We start from the raw sequence: 22,556 nt of genomic DNA, 5'->3' as shown, positions 1-22,556 counted from the left end.
ACCGAACGGTGCGCCCGGTTCACTTGCCCCGAATCAACTGGCGCAAGGCAAAACGGTTGGGATGACAGGCCTCGGCCACGGCTCTGGGCAGCGGCAGCGGTTCGTTGTCCAGCCACGCGGCCAGTAACTCGCCAGACAGTGGCGCGGTGATCAAACCGCGTGAACCGTGGCCACTGTTGACGTACAGACCGTCCAGCCACGGGCAGGGAATGTCCGGCACTTGCCGGGCATCCTTGCTCAAGGCGCGATAAGCCTCGGTGAACGCCTCGCGATCGGCGAGCGGGCCGACAATCGGCAGGTAGTCGGGGCTGGTGCAGCGGAACGCGGCGCGGCCCTCAAGGCTGGCGGCGTCGAGTTCGCCGATGTGCAGGCGCGCCACCAGATCCGTGGAGATCTCTTCGAGCATCGCCAGATTGCCCAGGTGTTCGGCGGTGGTTGGGGTCAGGTCGTCGCTGTTGAAATCGAAACTGGCACCGAGGGTGTGCTCGCCCAGCCGTGCCGGTGCGACGTAACCTTCGGCGCACACCACCGTGCTCAGAGCCTGACTTTGTGTGGTCTGCGCCAGTCGGGTGATCTGCCCGCGAATGCGCTTGAGGGGCAGGTCGGCGCTCTGGGCAAAACGCTTGATTTCGGCAGCACCGGCCAACACCACGACGGGTGCTGTTGCGATCAACCGTTCCCCGTCGAAGGCTTGCCACTGACCGTCGAGCTTGCGCAGCTCAACGGCTTCCTGATTAGTAAGCAGCGTGACGCCCGGTTGTGCGGATTGCGCCTGACACAACGTCGGCGGATGCACCCAGCCGCCTTCGGGATAATACAAACCGCCATGGGCCAGACCGATCCCGGCGCGGGCCTGTGCTTCGGGTTGCTCGAGCCATTGCAGAAGGTCTTCGGGAAACGCGGCCGCCAGTTGCGCCTGACGCTCGCGTTCCTTTTCATTGAATGCCAGTTGCAGCACGCCGCAGTCGTCCCAGTCGGTGCCGCGCTGCAGGGTTTCCAGCAGACGTCGGGTGTAGCCGAAACCGCTGACGATCAACTGCGACAGAGCGGTGCCGTGGGCGGACAGTTTCAGATACAGCACGCCTTGCGGGTTACCCGAGGCCTCCTGCGCCACCGCGTCATGCCGTTCCAGCAGACTGACCTGCCAACCCCGCGCCGCGAGGCTGGCAGCGGTGGCGCAACCGGCCAGACCGGCGCCGATCACCAATGCCCGTCGCTCACTGCTCAATGGAGCCGGACGGGCGAACCACGGTTTGTCGGCGGCGGGGGGCGCAACGTCCTCGGGCCAGCCGAGAAATTGGCCGCGCAGGATCTCCCACTTGTGGCCGATGCCCGGCGTGCGCTTCATCTTGAAGCCGGCGGCGTTGAGCAGGCGTCGTACCCAACCGGTGCTGGTGAAGGTGCTGATGGTCGAGCCGGGCGCCGCCAGCCGCGCCAGTTCGGCGAACAGTTCGGCAGTCCACATCTCCGGATTTTTCGCCGGGGCAAAACCGTCAAGAAACCAGGCGTCGATCTGGCCGTCCAGTTGCGGCAACTGCTCCAGCGCATCGCCGATCAGCAGCGTCAGGGTCACGCGACCGTTATCCAGAACAATGCGCTGAAAACCCTGATGGATTACCACGTAATGCTTGAGCAACTGATCCGAGAACGGCTTCAGTTCCGGCCACAGCGCCAGCGCCCGTTGCAGGTCGGCGGGGCTCAACGGAAATTTTTCGACGCTGACAAAATGCAGCCGCGCTCCGGCCACCGCGTGCTGTTCGAACAACTGCCAGGCGCAAAGAAAATTCAGCCCGGTGCCGAAGCCGGTTTCACCGATCACCAGTCGCCCACCCGCCGGCAGCGCGGCAAAACGCTCGGCCAGACGGTTCTGTTCGAGGAACACGTAGCGGGTTTCATCCAGCCCCGACTGGTCGGAAAAATACACATCGTCGAACACTCGCGAACGCGGGCGTCCCTGGTCATCCCAGTCGAGTTGGGCGTGGGGCATTACAGGTTTCATGGCAGGCTCGGCAACGACAAGGCGGCCATTCTAGCCGATCACGCAGACGGCGCTTGATCCATGGCAAGCCTTGCTGACGATCACTCAAGGACAATCCGCCGCCGGCGGGAATTTCTGTGCCGCGTCAGAGCCCAATCCGCTAGTCTTGCTGAATCCTGGAAGGAGCCGTCCCTATGTTCGAATCCGCTGAAATCGGTCACGCCATCGACAAAGACACCTACGAAGCCGCCGTGCCCGCCCTGCGTGAAGCGTTGCTTGAAGCCCAGTTCGAGTTGCAGCAGCAGAAGCGTTTCCCGGTGATCATTTTGATCAACGGCATTGAAGGCGCCGGCAAGGGCGAGACGGTGAAATTGCTCAACGAGTGGATGGACCCGCGCCTGATCGAAGTGCGCACCTTCGATCAGCAGACCGATGAAGAGCTGGCCCGACCACCGGCCTGGCGCTACTGGCGGATGCTGCCGGCCAAGGGGCGGATGGGGATTTTCTTTGGTAACTGGTACAGCCAGATGCTGCAGGGCCGGGTGCACGGCTTGTTCAAGGATCCGCGACTGGATCAGGCGATTGCCGGCGCCGAGCGCATGGAAAAGATGTTCTGCGATGAAGGCGCGCTGATCTTCAAGTTCTGGTTCCACCTGTCCAAGAAGCAGATGAAGGCGCGGCTCAAGGCCCTGGCCGATGACCCGCTGCACAGCTGGCGCATCAGCCCGCTGGACTGGCAGCAATCGCAAACCTACGACAAGTTCGTCAAATACGGCGAGCGCGTGTTGCGCCGCACCAGTCGCGATTACGCGCCGTGGCATGTCATCGAGGGTGTCGATCCGTACTACCGCAGCCTGACGGTCGGCAAGATCCTGCTCGAAGGTCTGCAAAACGCGCTGAAGCGTCCCGATGTGCACCCGCACGATGTCAGCGCCCAGCCGCTGGGCTCGTCGGTGGATCAGTTGAACCTGCTCGACAGCCTCAACCTGACTCAGCGTCTGGAGAAGAAAGACTACGAAGAACAATTGATCACCGAGCAGGCGCGACTGTCCGGCCTGATGCGTGACAAACGCATGCGTCGTCACGCGCTGGTGGCCGTGTTCGAAGGTAACGATGCGGCGGGCAAGGGCGGCTCGATTCGCCGGGTCGCGGCGGCGCTCGATCCGCGCCAATACAGCATCGTGCCGATTGCCGCGCCGACCGAAGAGGAGCGTGCGCAGCCGTATCTGTGGCGTTTCTGGCGGCACATCCCGGCCCGGGGCAAATTCACCGTGTTCGACCGCTCGTGGTACGGCCGGGTGCTGGTGGAGCGGGTCGAAGGCTTTTGCAGTACGGCCGACTGGATGCGCGCTTATGGCGAGATCAATGACTTCGAGGAGCAACTGGCCGACGCCGGGGTGATCGTGGTCAAGTTCTGGCTGGCGATCGACAAGGACACGCAGATGGAGCGCTTCCAGGAGCGCGAAGAAATTCCGTTCAAGCGCTTCAAGATCACCGAAGACGACTGGCGCAACCGCGACAAGTGGGACGCCTATCGCGCCGCCGTGGGTGACATGGTCGACCGCACCAGCACCGAAATCGCGCCGTGGACCCTGGTCGAGGCCAATGACAAGCGCTGGGCCCGAGTCAAGGTGCTGCGCACGATCAACCGGGCGCTGGAAGAAGCTTTCGAAAAGTCCGACAAGCGAGCCAAGAAGCACAAGGACTGAACCGATGGGCCCGCATACGCGAGGTGAATGATTGTCGCGGTCGGCGATTGGGTGGACTTATGCTCGGTCCACTCTCAACCGACTGCAACAATGAGGTATGCCATGCGTGAAGTGGTGATCGTCGACAGCGTACGGACCGGCCTGGCCAAGTCCTTTCGCGGCAAGTTCAACCAGACCCGTCCCGATGACATGGCGGCCCATTGCGTCAATGCGTTGCTCTCGCGCAACGACATCGACCCGGCCAGCGTCGAGGATTGCATCGTCGGCGCCGGCTCCAACGAAGGCGCCCAGGGCTACAACATCGGCCGCAACGTGGCGGTGCTCTCGCAATTGGGCACCGGCACGGCAGGCATGACCCTCAACCGTTTCTGTTCGTCGGGTTTGCAGGCGATTGCGATTGCCGCCAACCAGATCGCGTCGGGTTGCAGCGACGTCATCGTCGCCGGCGGCGTCGAGTCGATCAGCCTGACCCTGAAAAGCGTCAACACCGATCACCTGATCAACCCGTTGCTCAAGCAGCAGACCCCCGGCATCTACTACACCATGGGCCAGACCGCCGAAGTGGTGGCGCGCCGGTATGGCGTCAGCCGCGAGGCGCAGGATCGCTACTCGCTGCAAAGCCAGATCCGTACCGCTCAGGCGCAGGCAGCGGGCCTGTTCAGCGATGAAATCGTACCGATGGCGGTGAAGTACCGCGTTGAAGACAAGAACAGCGGTGAAGTGCAGGTCCTCGACGGCATCGTCGATCACGACGACTGCAACCGCCCGGACACCACTTATGAAAGCCTCGCGGGATTGAAACCGGTGTTCGCCGAGGACGGTTCGGTGACCGCCGGCAACTCGTCGCAGTTGTCCGATGGCGCCTCGATGACGCTGGTGATGAGCCTGGAAAAAGCCCTGCAACTGGGGCTCAAGCCGAAGGCGTTTTTCCGTGGGTTTACCGTGGCCGGTTGCGAGCCTGATGAAATGGGTATCGGCCCTGTGTTCTCGGTGCCGAAACTGCTCAAGGCCAAAGGCCTGCAGGTGGCGGATATCGATCTGTGGGAGTTGAACGAAGCGTTCGCCTCGCAGTGCCTGTACGCCCGTGATCGTCTGGAAATCGACAACGAGAAGTACAACGTCAACGGCGGCTCGATTTCCATCGGTCACCCGTTCGGCATGACCGGGTCACGGCAGGTCGGGCATCTGGTGCGCGAGTTGCAGCGGCGCAATCTGCGTTACGGGATCGTGACCATGTGTGTGGGCGGCGGGATGGGCGCGACCGGGTTGTTCGAAGCGGTGCGTTAGACTGGCCTTCCGGAATCCATCAATCGCATCCGCGCGATGTACGCGCGGATTTCCTGCTCGGCTTTCTCGGGGCTGTCGAACGGCCCTTCGAGGGTGTTTTCCCGGGTGCTGAAATACAGTTCGCCGTTGACCCGGCACACGCGGTCGCTGCGAAAGTGCGTGGCGGGGGCGGTGTCGTGGGCGCGCATGCCTAACATGACGGGGGCTCCTTGGTGAGTGATGTCCCGGGCTGGATCCAATCAGCTTATGCCTGAACCACTTACCTTGCCCGGGCAGCCGATCAACGGCCCATCGTCAATTTTTTGCTGCGACCTGCACAGTTTCATTTGCGGCTGGAGCGCAACTGTCCCTGTGTCGGGCAGGGTCTGTGCGCCTAGAATGAGCGCTCCTGTCTCTGGCGCTTGGGGTTCACATGCACGTTTCATCGGGTCGTTGGGTGTACGGCATGTTCCTGGCGTTGTTGACGGCGTTTCTGTGGGGAATCCTGCCGATCAAGCTCAAGCAGGTGCTGGTGGTGATGGACCCGGTCACGGTGACCTGGTTTCGCCTGCTGGTGTCCGGCGGCTGTCTGTTCATTTATCTGGCGGCGACCAGACGGTTGCCGAGTCGCAAGGTGCTCGGGCCGAAGGGCGGCTGGCTGGTGCTGATGGCGGTGCTCGGGCTGGTGGGCAACTACGTGCTGTACCTGATGGGCCTGAACCTGCTCAGCCCCGGCACTGCGCAACTGGTGGTGCAGATGGGGCCGATCATGTTGCTGATCGCCAGTCTGTTTGTGTTCAAGGAACGCTTCAGTATCGGTCAGGGCATTGGTCTGGCGGTGCTGCTGATTGGGTTCGCGTTGTTCTTCAATCAGCGTCTGGCTGAATTGCTCACCTCTTTGTCTGACTACACCGCCGGCGTGTTGCTGGTGCTGCTGGCCTCGACGGTCTGGACCTTCTATGCGCTGGGTCAGAAGCAGTTGCTGACGGTGTGGAATTCGCTGCAGGTGATGATGGTGATCTACCTGTTCTGCGCCCTGTTGCTGACGCCTTGGGTGCATCCGCTCGAAGCGCTGTCACTGAATCCGTTGCAGGGCTGGCTGCTGCTGGCGTGCTGCATGAACACCCTGATCGCCTACGGCGCATTTGCCGAGGCGCTGGCGCATTGGGAAGCTTCGCGGGTCAGTGCGACGCTGGCGATCACGCCGTTGGTGACGTTCGGTGCGGTGGCCGTGGCGGCGGGGGTGTGGCCTGAATATGTGCATGCCGAGCAAATCAATCTGCTGGGGTATGGCGGGGCGGTGCTGGTGGTGCTGGGGTCGGCGCTGGTAGCGTTGGGGCCTTCGCTGATTGCCGGGCTCAAGGCACGGCGGGCGAAACTGTTGGTCGGATGACCCTTCCCCTGCCGGGCACGGGAAGGGTCGGGAGACTCAGCCCTTGGCGCCGGCCTCGATCATGTTCTCCGGCCGCACCCAGGCATCGAACTCTTCATCGGTCAGATAGCCCAGCTCCAGCGCCGCTTCGCGCAGGGTCTTGCCTTCGCTGTAAGCCTTCTTGGCGATTTCCGCCGACTTGTCGTAGCCGATGTGCGGGTTGAGCGCGGTCACCAGCATCAGGCCGCGTTCCAGATGTTTCGCCATGACTTCGGCATCCGGTTCCAGCCCGGCGATGCAGTGCTGCTGGAAGTTGCTGCAGCCATCGGCCAACAGGCGGATCGATTGCAACAGGTTGTGGATGATCACCGGTTTGAACACGTTCAGTTGCAGGTGACCCTGACTGGCGGCGAAACCGATCGCCACGTCGTTGCCCAGCACCTGACAGGCGAGCATCGACAACGCCTCGCACTGGGTCGGGTTGACCTTGCCGGGCATGATCGAACTGCCCGGTTCGTTGGCGGGCAGGCGCACTTCGGCAAACCCAGCGCGGGGGCCGGAACCCAGCAGACGCAGGTCGTTGGCGATTTTCATCAGCGCCACGGCGAGGGTTTTCAGGGCACCGGACAGCGTGGTCAGCGGCTCATGGCCGGCGAGGGCGGCGAACTTGTTGGGCGCGGTGACGAATGGCAGACCGGACAACGCCGCCAGCTCGGCGGCAATCGCTTCACCGAAACCGTGGGGCGAGTTGAGCCCGGTGCCGACAGCGGTGCCGCCCTGCGCCAGTTCGCAGACTGCCGGCAACGCCGCACGAATCGCCCGTTCGGCGTAATCCAGCTGCGCTATGAAGCCGGAGAGTTCCTGGCCGAAAGTGATCGGCGTGGCGTCCATCATGTGGGTGCGGCCGGTCTTCACCAGCTTCATGTGCCGCGCCGACAGTTCGGCCAGACCGCCCGACAGCTCGGCGATGGCCGGCAGCAGTTGGCCCTGCACCGCTTGTGCGGTGGCGATGCTCATGGCGGTAGGGAAGCAGTCGTTGGAGCTCTGCGAGCGGTTGACGTGATCGTTGGGGTGCACCGGCGTCTTGCCGCCGCGCGGGTTGCCGGCCAGTTCGTTGGCGCGGCCGGCAATCACTTCGTTGGCGTTCATGTTGCTTTGGGTGCCGCTGCCGGTTTGCCAGACCACCAGCGGGAACTGGTCGTCATGCTGGCCGTCCAGCACTTCGTCGGCGGCCTGTTCGATCAGGCGGGCGATGTCGGCGGGCAGGTCGCCGTTGCGGTCATTGACCCGGGCCGCGGCTTTCTTGATCAGGGCCAGGGCGTGCAGTACCGGCAAGGGCATGCGTTCCTGGCCGATGGCGAAGTTGATCAGCGAGCGTTGCGTCTGAGCGCCCCAGTAAGCGTCGTCCGGGACCTCGATCTGGCCCAGGCTGTCGGTTTCGATACGGCTCATCGTGCACACTCCTGTTGGTCTGTTTGCGCAGTTTAGGCCGGTGTCGGCCCGGGTGGTTCCCTCCGGCCGATTGTTGACCGGCAAATCCCCGCCAATCAAGCGCGGCAAGGCCCGGGGGTTGAGCCGCAGCGTTATTCAGGCGCAGAATGGTCGCCCTTGGGGTTTTACCTCGCCTAGCTGAAAAGGAAACTCGATGACTCGTCTTCGTGCCATCTGCACCGCGGTTGCCCTGGTTTGCGCCAGCGGCCAGGTGCTTGCCGATACCGCCAGCCACAACGCCAGTGCCGAAGCTTTCCTGACCCTGGCACACGCTGACAAGCTGGGCACTCCGGTGTACATGCAGGTTCAGCAGATGTTCGCCCAGCGTTTTGAACAGACCAAGGCGCCGGAATCCAAGAAAGCCGTTCTGGATACCTACCAGGCCAAGGCCAACGCCGCTCTGGATCAGGCCATTGGCTGGAACAAGCTGAAACCGGACATGGTCAAGCTCTACACCAGCAACTTCAGCGAATCCGAGCTCAAGGACCTGGTCGCGTTCTACCAGTCGCCACTGGGCAAGAAAGTCCTGGAAAAAATGCCGCAGCTGACCCAGCAATCGGCCCAGATGACCCAGGCCAAACTGGAAAGCGCCGTACCGGTGGTCAACAAGCTGCTGGACGACATGACCAACGAGCTGGCTCCGAAAGGCGCAGCTCCGGCCAAGAAGAAGTAAGCGGAGTTCGTGATGACCATGCAACAACGCATCGAATCGACGCTGGCGCTGCTTCAGCCTGAGCATCTGCAGGTGCTGGACGAAAGCCACATGCACAGTCGCGGGTTGCAGACCCACTTCAAGGCAGTGGTGGTCAGCGCGCAGTTCGAAGGCCTGAACCGGGTCAAGCGCCACCAGAAAGTCTACGGCACGCTCGGCGAGCTGATGGGCGAGTTCCATGCGTTGGCGCTGCACACCTACACCCCGCAGGAATGGGCAGAGACAGGCGTCGCTCCGGCGTCGCCGACCTGTGCCGGCGGCAGCAAGCATTGAGCCTTGCAGCAATGAACTGAGGTTTTTTGCTAGAATCCGCAACGCGCCGCTCACCCGGCGCGTTTTTTTTCGCATCCGGTTCACCCTTTACGAGGGTAGCCACCTGGAGAAATACCCATGACACAACCGATTGTCGTGGCGGCACTATACAAGTTCGTCACCCTCGAAGATTACGTCAACCTGCGCGAGCCCCTGCTGCAAGCGATGGTCGACAACGGCATCAAAGGCACCTTGCTGATCGCCGAAGAAGGCATCAACGGCACGGTTTCCGGCAGCCGTGAAGGCATCGACGGCCTGCTGGCCTGGCTGCGCAACGATCCGCGCATGATCGATATCGATCACAAGGAATCGTACTGCGACGAGCAGCCGTTCTACCGCACCAAGGTCAAGCTCAAGAAAGAGATCGTGACCCTGGGCGTCGAAGGCGTCGACCCGAACAAGAAGGTCGGCACCTACGTCGAACCGCAGGACTGGAACGCGCTGATCAGCGACCCGGAAGTGCTGCTGATCGATACCCGCAACGATTACGAAGTCTCGATCGGCACCTTCGAAGGCGCCATCGATCCGAAAACCACCAGTTTTCGCGAATTCCCCGACTACATCAAAGAACACTTCGATCCGGCCGTGCACAAGAAGGTCGCGATGTTCTGCACCGGCGGCATTCGCTGCGAAAAAGCCTCGAGCTACATGCTCGGCGAAGGTTTCGAAGAGGTTTACCACCTCAAGGGCGGCATCCTGAAGTACCTCGAAGAGGTGCCGCAGGAAGAAACCAAATGGCAGGGCGACTGCTTCGTCTTCGACAACCGTGTGACCGTGCGTCATGACCTGAGCGAAGGCGACTACGATCAGTGCCATGCCTGCCGCACCCCGGTCAGCGTTGAAGATCGCGCTTCCGAGCATTACGTGGCCGGCATCAGCTGCCCGCACTGCTGGGACACCCTGAGCGAGAAGACCCGCCGCAGCGCCATCGACCGCCAGAAACAGATCGAACTGGCAAAAGCGCGCAACATGCCGCATCCGATCGGCTACAACTATAAGCAAGCATCCACCGAGGCTTAATCATGTCTGCACGCCTGCTCTATGTGATGGATCCGATGTGTTCGTGGTGCTGGGGATTTGCCCCGGTGGCCAAGGCATTGGTGGAGCAGGCGCAGGCAGCCGGGGTGGAACTGCACCTGGTGGTCGGCGGGTTGCGCACCGGCAGTGGTGCGGCGCTGGAGCCAACCACCCGGCGCTACATTCTCGAACACTGGCAGGCGGTCACCGAGGCCACCGGCCAGCCGTTCAAGCTGGAAGGCGCGTTGCCGGATGGTTTTGTCTACGACACCGAGCCTGCCTGCCGGGCCATCGTCACCGCGCGCAGCCTGGCGCCGGATTGCGCGTGGAAACTGGTCGGGTTGATCCAGCACGCGTTTTACGCCGAAGGTCGCGATGTCACTCAGGCCAGCGTTCTGGTGGAGCTGGCAGAGCAGGCCGGCGTCCCGCGCATCGAATTTGCTGCCCTGTTTGATCATGCCGATCAGCACAAGGCGACCCAGGCCGATTTCAGTTGGGTGCAGGATCTGGGCATCGCCGGATTCCCGACCCTGCTCGCCGAACGCAACGGCCAACTGGCGTTGCTGACCAACGGCTACCAGCCGCTCAGTGAACTGTCGCCGTTGCTCGGTCGATGGCTGGAGCGCGCGGCCTGTGTCTGACCCGGCCGATGACACGCCAGCCGTCAAGCGTGTCGACCGGCTGAGCTGGGCTGAAGTCCGGCGACTGGCACTTCATCACAAAAAATCCCTGTGGATCGCCAACGGCGTGGCCGTACTGGCGACGCTGTGCAGCGTGCCGATTCCGCTCCTGTTGCCGTTGCTGGTGGACGAAGTCCTGCTCGGCCACGGCGATGCTGCGCTGAAAGTCATGAACCATGTGCTGCCTTCGATGTGGCAGCAAGCGGCGGGCTATATCGGCCTGATGCTGGTGGTGACGCTGACACTGCGTTGCAGTGCCCTGTGTTTTGGCGTGTTGCAGGCGCGGTTGTTTGCGCGGCTGGCCAAGGACATCGTTTATCGCATTCGCGTGCGTTTGATTGAACGACTCAAACGGATCTCCCTCGGCGAATACGAAAGCCTGGGCAGCGGCACGGTCACCACGCACCTGGTCACCGACCTCGACACCCTCGACAAGTTTGTCGGCGAAACCCTCAGCCGTTTCCTGGTGGCGATGCTGACGCTGGTCGGCACCGCCAGCATCCTGATGTGGATGCACTGGAAACTGGCGTTGCTGATCCTGCTGTTCAACCCGCTGGTGATCTACGCCACGGTGCAGTTGGGCAAGCGGGTCAAGCATCTGAAAAAACTGGAGAACGACAGCACCTCGCGCTTCACCCAGGCGCTGAGCGAAACCCTCGATGCAATCCAGGAAGTGCGCGCGGGCAACCGGCAGGGCTTCTTCCTCGGAAGACTCGGTTTGCGGGCTCAGGAAGTGCGCAACTACGCGGTCAATTCGCAGTGGAAAACTGATGCCTCGAACCGCGCCAGTGGTCTGCTGTTCCAGTTCGGCATCGACATCTTCCGCGCGGCGGCCATGTTGACGGTGTTGTTCTCCGACCTGTCGATCGGCCAGATGCTCGCGGTGTTCAGCTACCTGTGGTTCATGATCGGTCCGGTCGAACAACTGCTGAACCTGCAATACGCCTATTACGCGGCAGGCGGTGCTCTGTCGCGGATCAACGAACTGCTGGCCCGCGCCGACGAGCCGCAATACCCCGGCGGCGTCGACCCGTTCAAGGGCCGCGATACGGTCGGGATTCAGGTGCAGGGCCTGAGCTTCGGTTACGGCGACGAACTGGTGCTGGATCAGTTGAACCTGTCCATCGCCCCCGGTGAGAAAGTGGCGATTGTCGGTGCCAGCGGCGGTGGTAAAAGTACCCTCGTGCAATTGCTGCTGGGCCTGTACACACCGCTGGCCGGGACGATCCGTTTCGGTGGATCGACCCAGCAGGAAATCGGCCTGGAAACGGTTCGGGAAAATGTCGCGGTGGTGCTTCAGCATCCTGCGCTGTTCAACGATACCGTGCGGGCCAACCTGACCATGGGCCGCACCCGCAGCGATGAGGCCTGCTGGCAGGCACTGGAAATCGCCCAGCTCGAACCCACCATCCGCGCCTTGCCGGACGGCCTGGACAGCATCGTCGGCCGCTCCGGCGTGCGGCTGTCCGGCGGTCAGCGGCAACGTCTGGCCATCGCCCGGATGATCCTCGCCGAACCGAAAGTGGTGATCCTCGACGAGGCGACGTCAGCCCTAGACGCCGCCACCGAATACAACCTGCACCAGGCCATGGCGCGCTTCCTCAATGGCCGCACCACGCTGATCATCGCCCACCGCTTGTCGGCGGTGAAGCAGGCGGACCGGGTGCTGGTGTTCGACGGCGGGCAAGTGGCTGAAGACGGCGACCACCAGCAACTGATTGCCGATGGCGGGTTGTATGCCAAGCTTTACGGGCATTTGCAGCGGTTGTAAGAGGGATGCCGTTCAGTCCCAGACAACTTTCAATGCATCCGGGCCACCGGTGTGAGCAAACTGCTGCAACACCACCGAGCACGACTCACACGGCGGCATAGTGGTCGCGATCGTCACCGGGCTGCGAGTCGCGTCGTCCGGGTATTTTTCTCGTATGACTTTGATCAGTTTGCTTTCACTGTCCAGTGAAGTGGGGCGCGGAGGAAGCTCCTTCGAGATGCGAGGGATGGCCTGAAACTGCCCGTTGGCGTTGGAAAGTGATTCCCTCTCAAAGCGAACGTTGTGATCGACATTGATATAGGTTGTTTTATCAATGGTCACCTCTTTGACGAATGTATTGTTCTTTTTGAAGATTGGCAGAAATCGGGTGTCTCCTCCGCCACCGGAAACACTGACAAAAACCTCGATGGTTTTGTCGGGGTGTGTAACTTCTGCGTAGGCAATGTTTCGAGGGTTGTCCATGGCTTTGTGTTTTCTGACGATTCTTTGAAGATCTGCCATGTTGCTTGAAATCTGTACGATGCTTGCTGTGTTCGGTTTTGGAGCCGCTCGATTGAACAGCTGGTTGAAAATTTCTGCAGTCCTTTGACGCAATTGCAAGGGCGCCTCATTGGTTCGAGTCCAGACTTTTGTCTTCTCCGGGTATTTGCAGACAATCATACGAGTCTCGCGGTCAAACATGATGGCTTCGCCCGGCGTGGTGGCGACCTTGATAGTGGTCATGTTGTTGGCGGGATTCGACATGCCGCCAATCGGCACGGCGATTTTACTCATGGTTCTTGTTGCCTCTTCAATTCTCTCGATCCCGTAAAAGGCGGCCATGTTGTTGGCATACAACGAACCTTCAAATACGGTTGAAAGTTCCTTGAATAATACCGGCTGGGCATTCTTTAGAGTCTGGGTCGCGAGCTGTAGCCGGTGTGTTCCTTCCAGGCTGGTTCCTTTGTTGATTTCAGCAAAGTAGTAGTCGTTCACATTGAGCTGTGTGAACAGGTATTCCTTGGAGGGATCGATTTTCGATTCGATGATCAGCGTTCCGACTTGCCGGATGTCATCCACGCCCTCATCGGCGCCTTTCACGGTGATTCGCCCGTACATGCCTTTTTTGAATTCGATGGTTGCGTCAACCCTGGCCTTTGGCGTTCTTTTTTTGGGCAATCCGAATTCGGTTCTTTTGTGCAAGGACAGACTTAACGTATCACCCGTTCCTGTGTAGATCTGGCCGTCCAGTGCCAGAATCGGTTCCTTGCGTGTGGAAGTGGCTGGAGCAGGTGTGTAGATACGGTCTCCAAACCAGGGACAATAATATTCTTCCGGATCATTACTCCCGGGCGCTGGCGTTGGTTGTGACGTGCCGGACACGTAACTGTTGAGACAAACCTGATCCCCGGCACGACGGATACGGCAGGGCTGGAGATGCAGCGACTGGCTGGCATCCAGGGTATCCACGCGTTTTAAAGAACCGCGATCCAGGCGGTACGGCACGCCATCAATAACCAGAGCAGTGCGACCATTCAGCTCTGAGGTCTGGGTGACTCGAGCGTTTTGCGGAATATCGAAAACGACTCGATTGTCGATTTCGCCGGCAGGGGCAAACTCCGATCGGCCGATGGAAACCTCTCCTGCATCTTCGGTCAATCTTGGCCCGTAGGGTTTGCCGGAGTGGGGATCGACGGCATGGTACGAAGCAATAGGGCCGGTGTTGGTGCGCCGAAGGACGACATCTTCGATACCGTTTACAGATCCGAGCTGGTCACCGGCTGCGAGGGGGCTCCAGCGACCGGGATCTGTTGCTTGGGGAAGACCCTGTACGAAATCGTATTGGCTGGTGCCCCCCGCCAACCCTTTGAGTTTGAAGAAACCGAATCTACCAAGTCGCAAAACACCTGCGCCCAATGCCCCAAGCAGCGTCGGTATTCCATCGATGGGGTTCATGTTGCTCAGCGTGGCGGTAAACAACTTTTTGGTCAGTGTCAGGAACGACGGTAGCGCTGCTCGTATCCCCAATTTGCCTGAAATCGATACGAGTCGCATGGAGCCTGATGCGAATTTTCCGATTGGAAAGAGGAACGAGGCAAGATCGATGAAAATGCCAAGGAATCCATCCATGATTTTCTTTGCATCGCCGGAGGCCAGGTCCTCGATGGTCCCCCAGAAGGGAATGATGATTTTTGTTATGTTCAGGACTTTGTCCCGGATCTTTTGCTCCTTGTCGAATTGTGTTTCGCCATAGGCCGCGCTGCAATAGTGCTCTTCGTCAACGAAAAAAAGATTGTGCGAGATAAAGTGAGTGAGCTTTTCCAGATGAGGGGAGTTCAGAGTGCAAGGGACAGGTTTGTAACCCTCGCCGCTTATTGGCGCCTTAAACACTTCACCTATCTGGTCGATGATAGCCATACAGGTTTGATTGTTTCTCGGCTGAGTGCCAAGGGTATGAGCATCCCAGTCAAATGGCACCGATATCGGGTCGAGGTACATCACGCGAGCGTTCCCCCAGAACCCTTCGTTAATGACACCTCCTATAAACTTCGAGCTGAAGTCGGGTAACGGGCGAATGATGCCTGCCGACGGAAGTAGTTCGTAATAAGACTGTCTGCTTTCATGCTTGACCGCCAGGATAAACCCTTTACGCGACCTGAGCGGCAAGGTCATGGCGGGTGTTTCGGTAGCGGCGGCCCGGCCTGTACCTGTGCGCAAAGTCAGTATTCTTGATTCGCCATACTCCAGGGCCAGGCGATCAGCCAGTGGCAATGTGGCAAGTAGCGACAGGATCAGTCTCTGGTAGGCAATGCGCTGGAGAAACAGGTGGATATTGAAAGACGCCTTGAACAGTCTTTTTACGTCAGGCAGTTTGATCGACTTATTTTTAGATTCAGACTTGAATGCGTTACTGCTGACGATTTTCTCATCGTTGAGACTTATCCATTTTTCAGAAACAGTGATGCCGTCGGTAAAAAACCATTTCTTGCCGTTGTAAATATTTCCCGAGGCGTAGACTTCATAAAAGGTGTAGGCGTTGATTTGTGTTCTGTGTGTTGGCCCGCTGTACCGTATCGGGTTCACCAGGTATTCGTTAGCTTCCTCTACCAGTTTTGTCCGTTCGGCATCGAAAGTGCCGGCGCCGAAAATCCTGGTCAGTTTGCTTTTGGCGATTGCCAGGCGGTTGGGAGTCGGGGCTGCCAGGCAGGTGACGGATTCGTTGAGACGGTTTTTTTGAGCGATCAACTCAGTGGTAGCCAGGAGAATCGCTTCCTCTGTATAGGCGTTCTCGGTTGGCTGGCTCAGGAAGCCGTTTGTTAAAGCCCAATCAAGCGTGGGGGGTATCCGGGTTAAAGCAATCAGGTCCAGTAAGTCGGGGGATGCGTCTGCGGATTTTTTTATTGGAAGGTCGACCAACTGCTGAAAGGTCATTCGTGAGAGCAGAGAGCGGTCGATGGCTTTGGCGAGATTTACGCCATGAACAAAATTTACCCATACGATCGAGCTCCTGTAGGGCAATTCTTCCGGAATATCCCTGACCTGAAACTCGGCAGGCAATTGTACTTGTAGCAAGCGTGCAAGCAAGATCGCTTCGCGGGTAGTCGACACGTGGCCGGAATCGATCAGGTAGTTTTCAAAGTCACTGCGCAAGGTTCGATAGCTTTTTCCCCAGTTGGAAGGTTGATCAAGTCGAAAGCGGATGACGGTGTCGTCCGGCTTGTCATCGGTAAGGCTGTACCAGCAGCGGATCGCCGCCAGTACCAGCCGTTTTTTAATCCCGCCATCGACCTCTTCGTGGGGTTTGGCGCCGTACCATTGCAATTGTTCAAGGAGCTTGTGAGCCAGCCAATGCGCATTGTTTCCGTTGAGTATCCGATCCAGGAAAGTGGCAGGGGTGGCGCGCAGTTGATCGGTCGAAACGTTGAGCAGCGCCTCCTTGCCCAGGCTTTCAATGACTGATGTTTCATTGTCCGCAAGTATGAAGCTGAGGGTATCGAGTATTGATCGGCGACCTGGCTCTTCGATGAAGTCGCCGATGTTCATGGCTGAATCCAGGCCTAGACTGAAACACGCCCGCATCTCGGTCAGTTCTCTGATCAAGGTTTCAAGCGTCGCAGCGGTTTGTGGTGCCCCTGGCTGCAGGCCGTAGTACCACAGGATCTGAGGCAGACGAAGCAGGCGGTCGGAGCGAAGTTGTCCTCCTGTGTTTGCCAGGCTCTTTTTGATGGCGACGGCGAGCTTTTCCAATGATCGCTGGTCGGCCACGGGTAAAGGGACCATCCGATTATTGTCGACCACCGCCTCATACCGGACTTGTCCTTTATCGAGTGTGACTGCCAGGTGCAGGGTGATGGAGTCCCCGGTTTTTGTGCGCAACAGAGCGAGGTAATCCGGGTGATCGAGAAGTTGTTTCAGGCGGGCCTGAGCAATGTCATGTTCCTGCGCCAGGGAGGAGTGAGGCTTCGGCGAAAGAAACACACCCGTCAAAGGTGTAGAGGCCGCCCTGGCGTTGCGCAGTGATGAAAGCAGCGCGTCAAACTCGTCCAGCTGAGCCAGGTATTGCAGATTGGAACGGGGGGGCTTGAAAGGGGTCGTCAACATAAATAATCAGCTCTTGTGCCTGTAGTCGGATTCTCAGTTTCAGATTCCGCGACGCCATGAGTGCAGTAGATATGTATTGGCTGTCTCGATATTTGGCCTTTTACTCGCTTGCCGGGATCGAAAACGCACCCTAGTCTAGCTGTAGCGATCACGTTGGATGCTGATCTGGCGGTGCTAAATCAAGGGACCTCATGAAGCAAAAGCGGACTCTCGGAACGCCACGGTTGTTGGGCATCGTCTGGCCATTCATCGCCGTCGTGTTGTTTCAAGCCTTGCTGGGTGGCGTGAGTCTTTACGTCCTGTCGGCCGTTCGTGGCTATGTCGCCGGTGAAAGCCTTTGGTCCAAGGGCCAGAAAGACGCGATCTATTACCTCAACCTGTACGCGGAAACCCGCGACGAGGCGATCTACCTCAAGTACCAGAACGCCATTGCCGTACCTCAGGGCGGCCATCAATTGCGCCTGGCACTGGACAAGCAACCGCCGGACCTGCAATCGGCGCGTGAGGGCATTCTCAAGGGCGGTAACCACCCGGACGATGTCTCCAGCCTGATCTGGCTGTACCTGAATTTCCGTCACTTCAGTTATCTGGAAACCGCCATCGACCGCTGGACGCTGGGTGATGCCTATCTGGTGGAGCTCGATGGCGTGGCGCAGGAGATGCATCAGCGCATTACCGCCAATGCCGCGACTGAGGCGGATATCCGCCGCTGGAAAGACCGGATCTTTGCGATCAATGACGGTGTGACCCCGGCCGCCAAGGCGTTCAGCGATGCCTTGGGTGAAGGCTCGCGGATGATTCTGCGCCTGCTGCTGTTCACCAACCTTGCCACCGCGCTGGGCCTGATCGTGCTCGCCCTGCTGCGCACCCGCAAACTGCTCAAACAGCGGCACGCCTTCGCTGAAGCGCTGCAACTGGAAAAGGACCGGGCCCATGTCACCCTGCATTCGATTGGCGACGGGGTGATCACCACAGACGTGAGCGGGGCGATCGATTACATGAACCCGGCTGCCGAGGCATTGACCCACTGGAAGGCCGAGCAGGCTGCCGGTCTGCCATTGGCGGCGCTGTTCAACCTGCTGGATGACAATGCCCAGAGCGAGGGCTTGACCCTGATCGAGCACATACTCAGTGGCCAGCTCACCGGCGGCAGCGAGCATTCGAAGCTGATCCAGCGCCTGGACGGCAGCACCGTGTCGGTGACCCTGGTCGGTGCGCCGATCCGCAACGCCGGCAAGGTCAGCGGTACGGTGCTGGTGCTGCATGACATGACCCAGGAGCGGCAATACATCGCCAATCTGTCGTGGCAGGCCACCCACGATGCGCTGACCGGCCTGGCCAACCGTCGCGAGTTCGAGTATCGCCTCGAACAGGCCCTGCACAACCTGACCCGGCAGGCCGGCCGGCATGCGCTGATGTTCCTCGATCTCGATCAGTTCAAGCTGGTCAACGACACCTGCGGGCATGCGGCCGGCGATGAGTTGCTGCGGCATATCTGCGCGCTGCTGCAATCAGGCTTGCGCGAGGGTGACACGCTGGCGCGGCTGGGCGGCGACGAGTTCGGGATCCTGCTGGAGAACTGTGCACCGGAGGCGGCCGAGAAAATCGCCGAGAGCCTGCGTCAGACCGTGCAAAATCTGCATTTCGTCTGGAAGGGCCGGCCGTTCCTGACCACTGTCAGTATCGGTCTGGTGCACGTCGCGCAAACCCCGACCACTCTCGAAGCCTCGTTGCGGGCTGCCGACATGGCCTGCTACATGGCCAAGGAAAAGGGTCGCAACCGGGTGCAGGTCTACCACGCCGACGACTCGGAACTGTCCCTGCGCTTCGGCGAGATGGCCTGGGTACAACGCCTGCACATGGCCCTGGAGGAGAACCGCTTCTGCCTCTACGCACAGGAAATCGCCCCGTTGGGGTCGGTTGCCGCTGGCACCCGCGGGCACATCGAAGTTCTGCTGCGTCTGCATGACGAAGCAGGCCGGATGATTCTGCCGGACAGTTTCATTCCGGCGGCCGAGCGTTACGGTTTGATGACGTCGCTCGATCGCTGGGTTGTTCAGAATGTATTTAAGGTTATTGCCCAATGTATTAAAGAAGAGTGCGAACGGCCTCTGGCAATGTGTGCGATTAATCTTTCAGGCATTACTATCGGAGATGACGCGTTCTTGCACTTTCTCCGGGAACAGTTTGATATCTATTCCGTACCGCCTGAAATGATTTGTTTTGAAATTACAGAAACCAGCGCCATTGCAAATCTCGGGAGTGCCATCCGTTTTATTAATGAACTCAAGGGCTTGGGTTGTTATTTCTCGCTGGACGACTTTTGTGCCGGAATGTCTTCATTCGCTTATCTGAAACATTTGCCTGTAGACTTCCTGAAGATCGACGGGAGTTTCGTAAAGGATATGCTGGACGACCCGATTAACCGTGCAATGGTCGAAGTGATCAATCACATCGGGCATGTCATGGGTAAGCAGACAATTGCCGAGTTTGTCGAAACAGCGCAGATCGAGCAGGCATTGCTTGAAATCGGCGTGGATTACGCTCAGGGTTATGTCATCGAACGCCCGCAGTTGTTTACCTGTGACAGTTTGCAAAGTCGGCCCGCCAGACCGCAGCCGTTGTTATTCAAGGCGCCTGGCACGTTCCGTTGAAGTCTCTTGCCGATCCGTACAATCACAAATCAAAAGGAGCCGAACAGTGATCGACACATTCAACCGAACCGGACCACTCATGGAAGCTGCAAGTTATCCCGCCTGGGCGCAACAGTTGATCCAGGATTGCAGCGAGAGCAAACGCCGGGTTGTCGAACATGAACTTTATCTGCGCATGCGTGATAACAAGCTCAGCGCCAAAACCATGCGCCAGTACCTGATCGGGGGCTGGCCCGTCGTTGAGCAATTCGCGTTGTACATGGCGCAGAATCTCACCAAGACCAAATTCGCCCGTCATCCGGGTGAAGACATGGCGCGGCGCTGGTTGATGCGCAATATCCGCGTCGAACTCAACCACGCCGATTACTGGCTGCACTGGAGCCGGGCCCATGGGGTGAGCCTGGAAGACCTGCAGGCGCAGCAAGTGCCACCGGAATTGCACGCCCTGAGCCACTGGTGCTGGCACACCAGTTCGGCGGATTCACTGATCGTGGCCATCGCGGCCACCAACTACGCGATCGAAGGCGCGACCGGGGAGTGGTCGGCGCTGGTGTGTTCGACGGGTGTCTACGCTGCGGCTTTCCCTGAGGAGGATCGCAAGCGGGCCATGAAGTGGCTGAAGATGCACGCTCAGTACGATGATGCCCACCCGTGGGAGGCGCTGGAGATCATCTGCACCCTGGCCGGGTTGAACCCGAGCAAAGCCCTGCAGGCGGAGCTGCGACAGGCGATCTGCAAGAGCTACGACTACATGTACCTGTTCCTCGAGCGCTGCATGCAGCTCGAACTGTCGGAGCGGGTGTTAGTCGGGCGTGAACGTCGGGCGCTGGTCGAGAGCTGATCTCGGCGATATCCATAAAAAAAACGGGAGCCTCGGCTCCCGTTTTTTGTTGGCGGCGAATAATCAGCCCGCCATGGTCAGGCGATTTCGGCCTTCGCGCTTGGCCACATACAGCGCGCTGTCGGCACGGCGCAGCAGGCTGTCGGCGGATTCGCCCGGCAACAGGGTCGAGCAACCAAGGCTCACGGTCAGTTCGATCAATTGATTATTGGCGTAGTAATCCTGGGCCTGCGCCGCCTGACGCAGGCGTTCGCCAACCATGGCGGCCGCATCGCGACCGGTGTTGGACAGCAGGATCAGAAACTCTTCCCCGCCATAACGGAACACCATGTCGACATTGCGCAACTGGCCCTTGATCGACGCGGCCACGGCTTTGAGTACGTCATCTCCAGCGCTGTGGCCATGGAGGTCGTTGACCTGTTTGAAGTGGTCGATGTCCAGCATCAGCAACGACAGTGGTTGCAGGTGCCGGCGTGACATCTCGATTTCCCGCAGCAGCGTCTGCTCCATGGCAATGCGGTTGCCGGCGCCGGTCAGTGGATCACGCAGGGCGCTTTGTGTGGCTGCGCGGTACAGCAGCGCATTGCGCATCGGATACAGCAGGGCCGACAGCAGCGATTCGAGATTGCCCAGTTCCTGTTCGCTGAAGCGCTGGTTGCGGCGGAACACCAACTCACCCATGTGCTCGCCTTCGTGGCTCAGGCTGTAGCTGGCCGAGTGGTGGCCGCGGGCACCGAACTCCAGGCGCAGGTCGCTGCCGTTGTGCACGTAGGTCAAGGCATCCAGCGGCACCAGGCGCTGAACTTCGCGGAAAAACAGACCGAGGATGCGTTGAGGCTCAAGGCTGGTTTGCAGTTGCAGGCTCATTTGCTGGCGCAATTGCGCCAGGCTGACAGGTCGCGCCAGGAGAGGCGGCTGCTGACCAAAGCCCAGGCGTTGCAATTTGGCACTGTCGAAGTCAATTGCAGTGGTCTGGGAGGGTGATTTCATATGGCGTGAGCCCCTAAGCAGTAAGTCTGTCTTACAGGCTGGGTGAGAGCGGCTATGGGCTGCGCGTCATACTGATCCATCAGTCCCGTAGGACATTTGGCGTAAGTTTAGTCTGCCCGATGACGATTAGTCAGCTATCGAATCAGGCCTTGCCCGACTGCCTTCACTCGGCGTGCTTTGAGGAAATGTAGAGCGAAAGTCGTGCCATACGGTTCATATTTTATTAAAACCGTTGTGGATCAATGGCTTGAGATTTTAGCGGCAGAAGGGGTGGTGGTTATTTGACTGAATTTGCCGCTTTCAGAGCGGCAATTGCATGCCGCGACGGTATTCCGCCACGGCAACAAATGCGACGTATGGCATTACTGAGCGTTGAAAGCCTGGCCATTGATACCGGTGCTGTCCGGGCCCATCAGGTACAGATAGACCGGCATGATCTCTTCCGGAGTCGGGTTGTTCAGCGGGTTTTCACCCGGGTAAGCCTGGGCGCGCATGCTGGTGCGAGTGGCGCCCGGGTTGATGCTGTTGGAGCGCACCGGGGCGACGTTTTCGACTTCGTCGGCCAGGGTTTGCATCAGGCCTTCGGTGGCGAACTTGGACACACCATAGGCGCCCCAGTAAGCACGGCCCTTGCGCCCGACGCTGCTCGAGGTGAAGACCACCGAGGCGTCCTGCGACAGTTTGAGCAGCGGCAGCAGGGTGCTGGTCAGCATGAACATCGCGTTGACGTTCACTTGCATGACGCGCATGAAGTTTTCACCGGACAACTGCTCGATCGGCGTGCGCGGGCCGATGATCGAGGCGTTGTGCAGCAGGCCGTCGAGGTGGCCGAACTCGGTCTCGATCATTGCCGCCAGCTCATCGTATTGGTGGGGCAGGGCGGTTTCGAGGTTGAACGGGATCACCGCCGGCTGTGGATGCCCGGCTGCTTCGATCTCGTCGTAGACCTGGGTCAGGTTGGCTTCGGTCTTGCCCAGCAGCAGCACGGTCGCGCCGTGAGCGGCGTAGGTCTTGGCGGCAGCCGCGCCGATGCCGCGACCGGCACCGGTGACCAGAATGACCCGATCCTTGAGCAATTCGGGGCGAGCGGAGTAATCAAACATAAAAAACCTCTAATCCATTAACTTCTGATCGTTCCCGCGTCCTGCGCGGGAATGCAGCGATGGTCGCTTTGCAGCATCG

General features: G+C 59.6%; 16 protein-coding genes. 10 read left to right on the top strand and 6 right to left on the bottom strand.

Features of this window, described 5'->3' with window-relative positions; genetic code table 11:
• Positions 1–19 precede the first annotated feature (19 nt).
• Complete coding sequence (gene mnmC / locus M5G18_RS02680; RefSeq protein WP_273898518.1) at positions 20–1,999, bottom strand: bifunctional tRNA (5-methylaminomethyl-2-thiouridine)(34)-methyltransferase MnmC2/FAD-dependent 5-carboxymethylaminomethyl-2-thiouridine(34) oxidoreductase MnmC1; 1,980 nt, start codon at positions 1,997–1,999, stop codon at positions 20–22.
• A gap of 173 nt (positions 2,000–2,172) precedes the next feature.
• Between mnmC and pap the strand changes: the two genes are divergently transcribed.
• Both pap and M5G18_RS02670 read left to right on the top strand, forming a co-directional pair.
• The gene (pap, locus tag M5G18_RS02675) at positions 2,173–3,687 is read left to right on the top strand and encodes a polyphosphate:AMP phosphotransferase (RefSeq protein WP_262159924.1); all 1,515 of its coding nucleotides are present in this window, start codon (positions 2,173–2,175) and stop codon (positions 3,685–3,687) included.
• Between the two features lie 102 nt (positions 3,688–3,789).
• The gene (locus M5G18_RS02670) at positions 3,790–4,974 is read left to right on the top strand and encodes a thiolase family protein (protein ID WP_273898517.1); all 1,185 of its coding nucleotides are present in this window, start codon (positions 3,790–3,792) and stop codon (positions 4,972–4,974) included.
• On the opposite strand, the gene M5G18_RS02665 is transcribed toward M5G18_RS02670, so the two are convergent.
• The gene (locus tag M5G18_RS02665) at positions 4,971–5,171 is read right to left on the bottom strand and encodes a DUF6316 family protein (RefSeq protein WP_273898516.1); all 201 of its coding nucleotides are present in this window, start codon (positions 5,169–5,171) and stop codon (positions 4,971–4,973) included. The two genes, M5G18_RS02670 and M5G18_RS02665, sit on opposite strands and share 4 nt — an antisense overlap.
• A gap of 215 nt (positions 5,172–5,386) precedes the next feature.
• Here M5G18_RS02665 and M5G18_RS02660 point away from each other — a divergent pair, with 215 nt between their 5' ends.
• Positions 5,387–6,346, top strand: coding sequence for a DMT family transporter (locus M5G18_RS02660; RefSeq protein ID WP_273898515.1), 960 nt, complete (start codon positions 5,387–5,389; stop codon positions 6,344–6,346).
• Between the two features lie 36 nt (positions 6,347–6,382).
• On the opposite strand, the gene M5G18_RS02655 is transcribed toward M5G18_RS02660, so the two are convergent.
• Positions 6,383–7,777: a class II fumarate hydratase gene (locus M5G18_RS02655; protein WP_085607253.1), complete on the bottom strand. Its 1,395-nt coding sequence runs from the start codon at positions 7,775–7,777 to the stop codon at positions 6,383–6,385.
• Between the two features lie 193 nt (positions 7,778–7,970).
• On the opposite strand from M5G18_RS02655, the gene M5G18_RS02650 reads away from it, so the two are divergent.
• From M5G18_RS02650 to M5G18_RS02630, 5 genes are all read left to right on the top strand, one after another.
• Positions 7,971–8,489 (top strand): DUF2059 domain-containing protein, encoded by a 519-nt coding sequence (locus M5G18_RS02650; RefSeq protein ID WP_007950895.1) that lies wholly within the window; start codon positions 7,971–7,973, stop codon positions 8,487–8,489.
• A 12-nt stretch (positions 8,490–8,501) separates the two neighbouring features.
• Entirely contained in the window at positions 8,502–8,801 is a 300-nt protein-coding gene (locus tag M5G18_RS02645; RefSeq protein ID WP_007950896.1) for a BolA family protein, read from the top strand.
• Between the two features lie 117 nt (positions 8,802–8,918).
• Complete coding sequence (gene trhO, locus M5G18_RS02640) at positions 8,919–9,860, top strand: oxygen-dependent tRNA uridine(34) hydroxylase TrhO (RefSeq protein ID WP_096821010.1); 942 nt, start codon at positions 8,919–8,921, stop codon at positions 9,858–9,860.
• Positions 9,861–9,895: 35 nt separating this feature from the next.
• Positions 9,896–10,498 (top strand): DsbA family protein, encoded by a 603-nt coding sequence (locus tag M5G18_RS02635; RefSeq protein WP_170929396.1) that lies wholly within the window; start codon positions 9,896–9,898, stop codon positions 10,496–10,498.
• Entirely contained in the window at positions 10,491–12,308 is a 1,818-nt protein-coding gene (locus tag M5G18_RS02630; RefSeq protein WP_273898513.1) for an ABC transporter ATP-binding protein, read from the top strand. The genes M5G18_RS02635 and M5G18_RS02630 overlap by 8 nt, the downstream gene beginning before the upstream one ends.
• A gap of 12 nt (positions 12,309–12,320) precedes the next feature.
• On the opposite strand, the gene M5G18_RS02625 is transcribed toward M5G18_RS02630, so the two are convergent.
• Positions 12,321–16,889 (bottom strand): hypothetical protein, encoded by a 4,569-nt coding sequence (locus M5G18_RS02625; RefSeq protein WP_273898511.1) that lies wholly within the window; start codon positions 16,887–16,889, stop codon positions 12,321–12,323.
• Between the two features lie 191 nt (positions 16,890–17,080).
• Here M5G18_RS02625 and M5G18_RS02620 point away from each other — a divergent pair, with 191 nt between their 5' ends.
• Both M5G18_RS02620 and M5G18_RS02615 read left to right on the top strand, forming a co-directional pair.
• On the top strand, positions 17,081–19,543 hold the full coding sequence (locus tag M5G18_RS02620; RefSeq protein ID WP_273898508.1) for an EAL domain-containing protein: 2,463 nt from the start codon (positions 17,081–17,083) through the stop codon (positions 19,541–19,543).
• A gap of 46 nt (positions 19,544–19,589) precedes the next feature.
• Entirely contained in the window at positions 19,590–20,384 is a 795-nt protein-coding gene (locus tag M5G18_RS02615) for an iron-containing redox enzyme family protein (protein ID WP_007950902.1), read from the top strand.
• 63 nt (positions 20,385–20,447) lie between these two features.
• Here M5G18_RS02615 and M5G18_RS02610 read toward each other — a convergent pair whose 3' ends face one another.
• Both M5G18_RS02610 and M5G18_RS02605 read right to left on the bottom strand, forming a co-directional pair.
• On the bottom strand, positions 20,448–21,374 hold the full coding sequence (locus M5G18_RS02610; RefSeq protein WP_007950903.1) for a GGDEF domain-containing protein: 927 nt from the start codon (positions 21,372–21,374) through the stop codon (positions 20,448–20,450).
• 362 nt (positions 21,375–21,736) lie between these two features.
• Positions 21,737–22,477 carry a YciK family oxidoreductase gene (locus M5G18_RS02605; RefSeq protein ID WP_007950904.1) on the bottom strand — a complete coding sequence of 247 codons (741 nt, stop codon included), beginning with the start codon at positions 22,475–22,477 and terminating at the stop codon, positions 21,737–21,739.
• Between the last annotated feature and the right edge of the window lie 79 nt (positions 22,478–22,556).

The organism is Pseudomonas aphyarum (assembly GCF_028657055.1).
Taxonomy (GTDB): Bacteria; Pseudomonadota; Gammaproteobacteria; order Pseudomonadales; family Pseudomonadaceae; genus Aquipseudomonas; species Aquipseudomonas aphyarum.
Note: the sequence above shows the minus strand (reverse complement) of the source record. Positions and strands in the feature narration are given on the sequence as shown.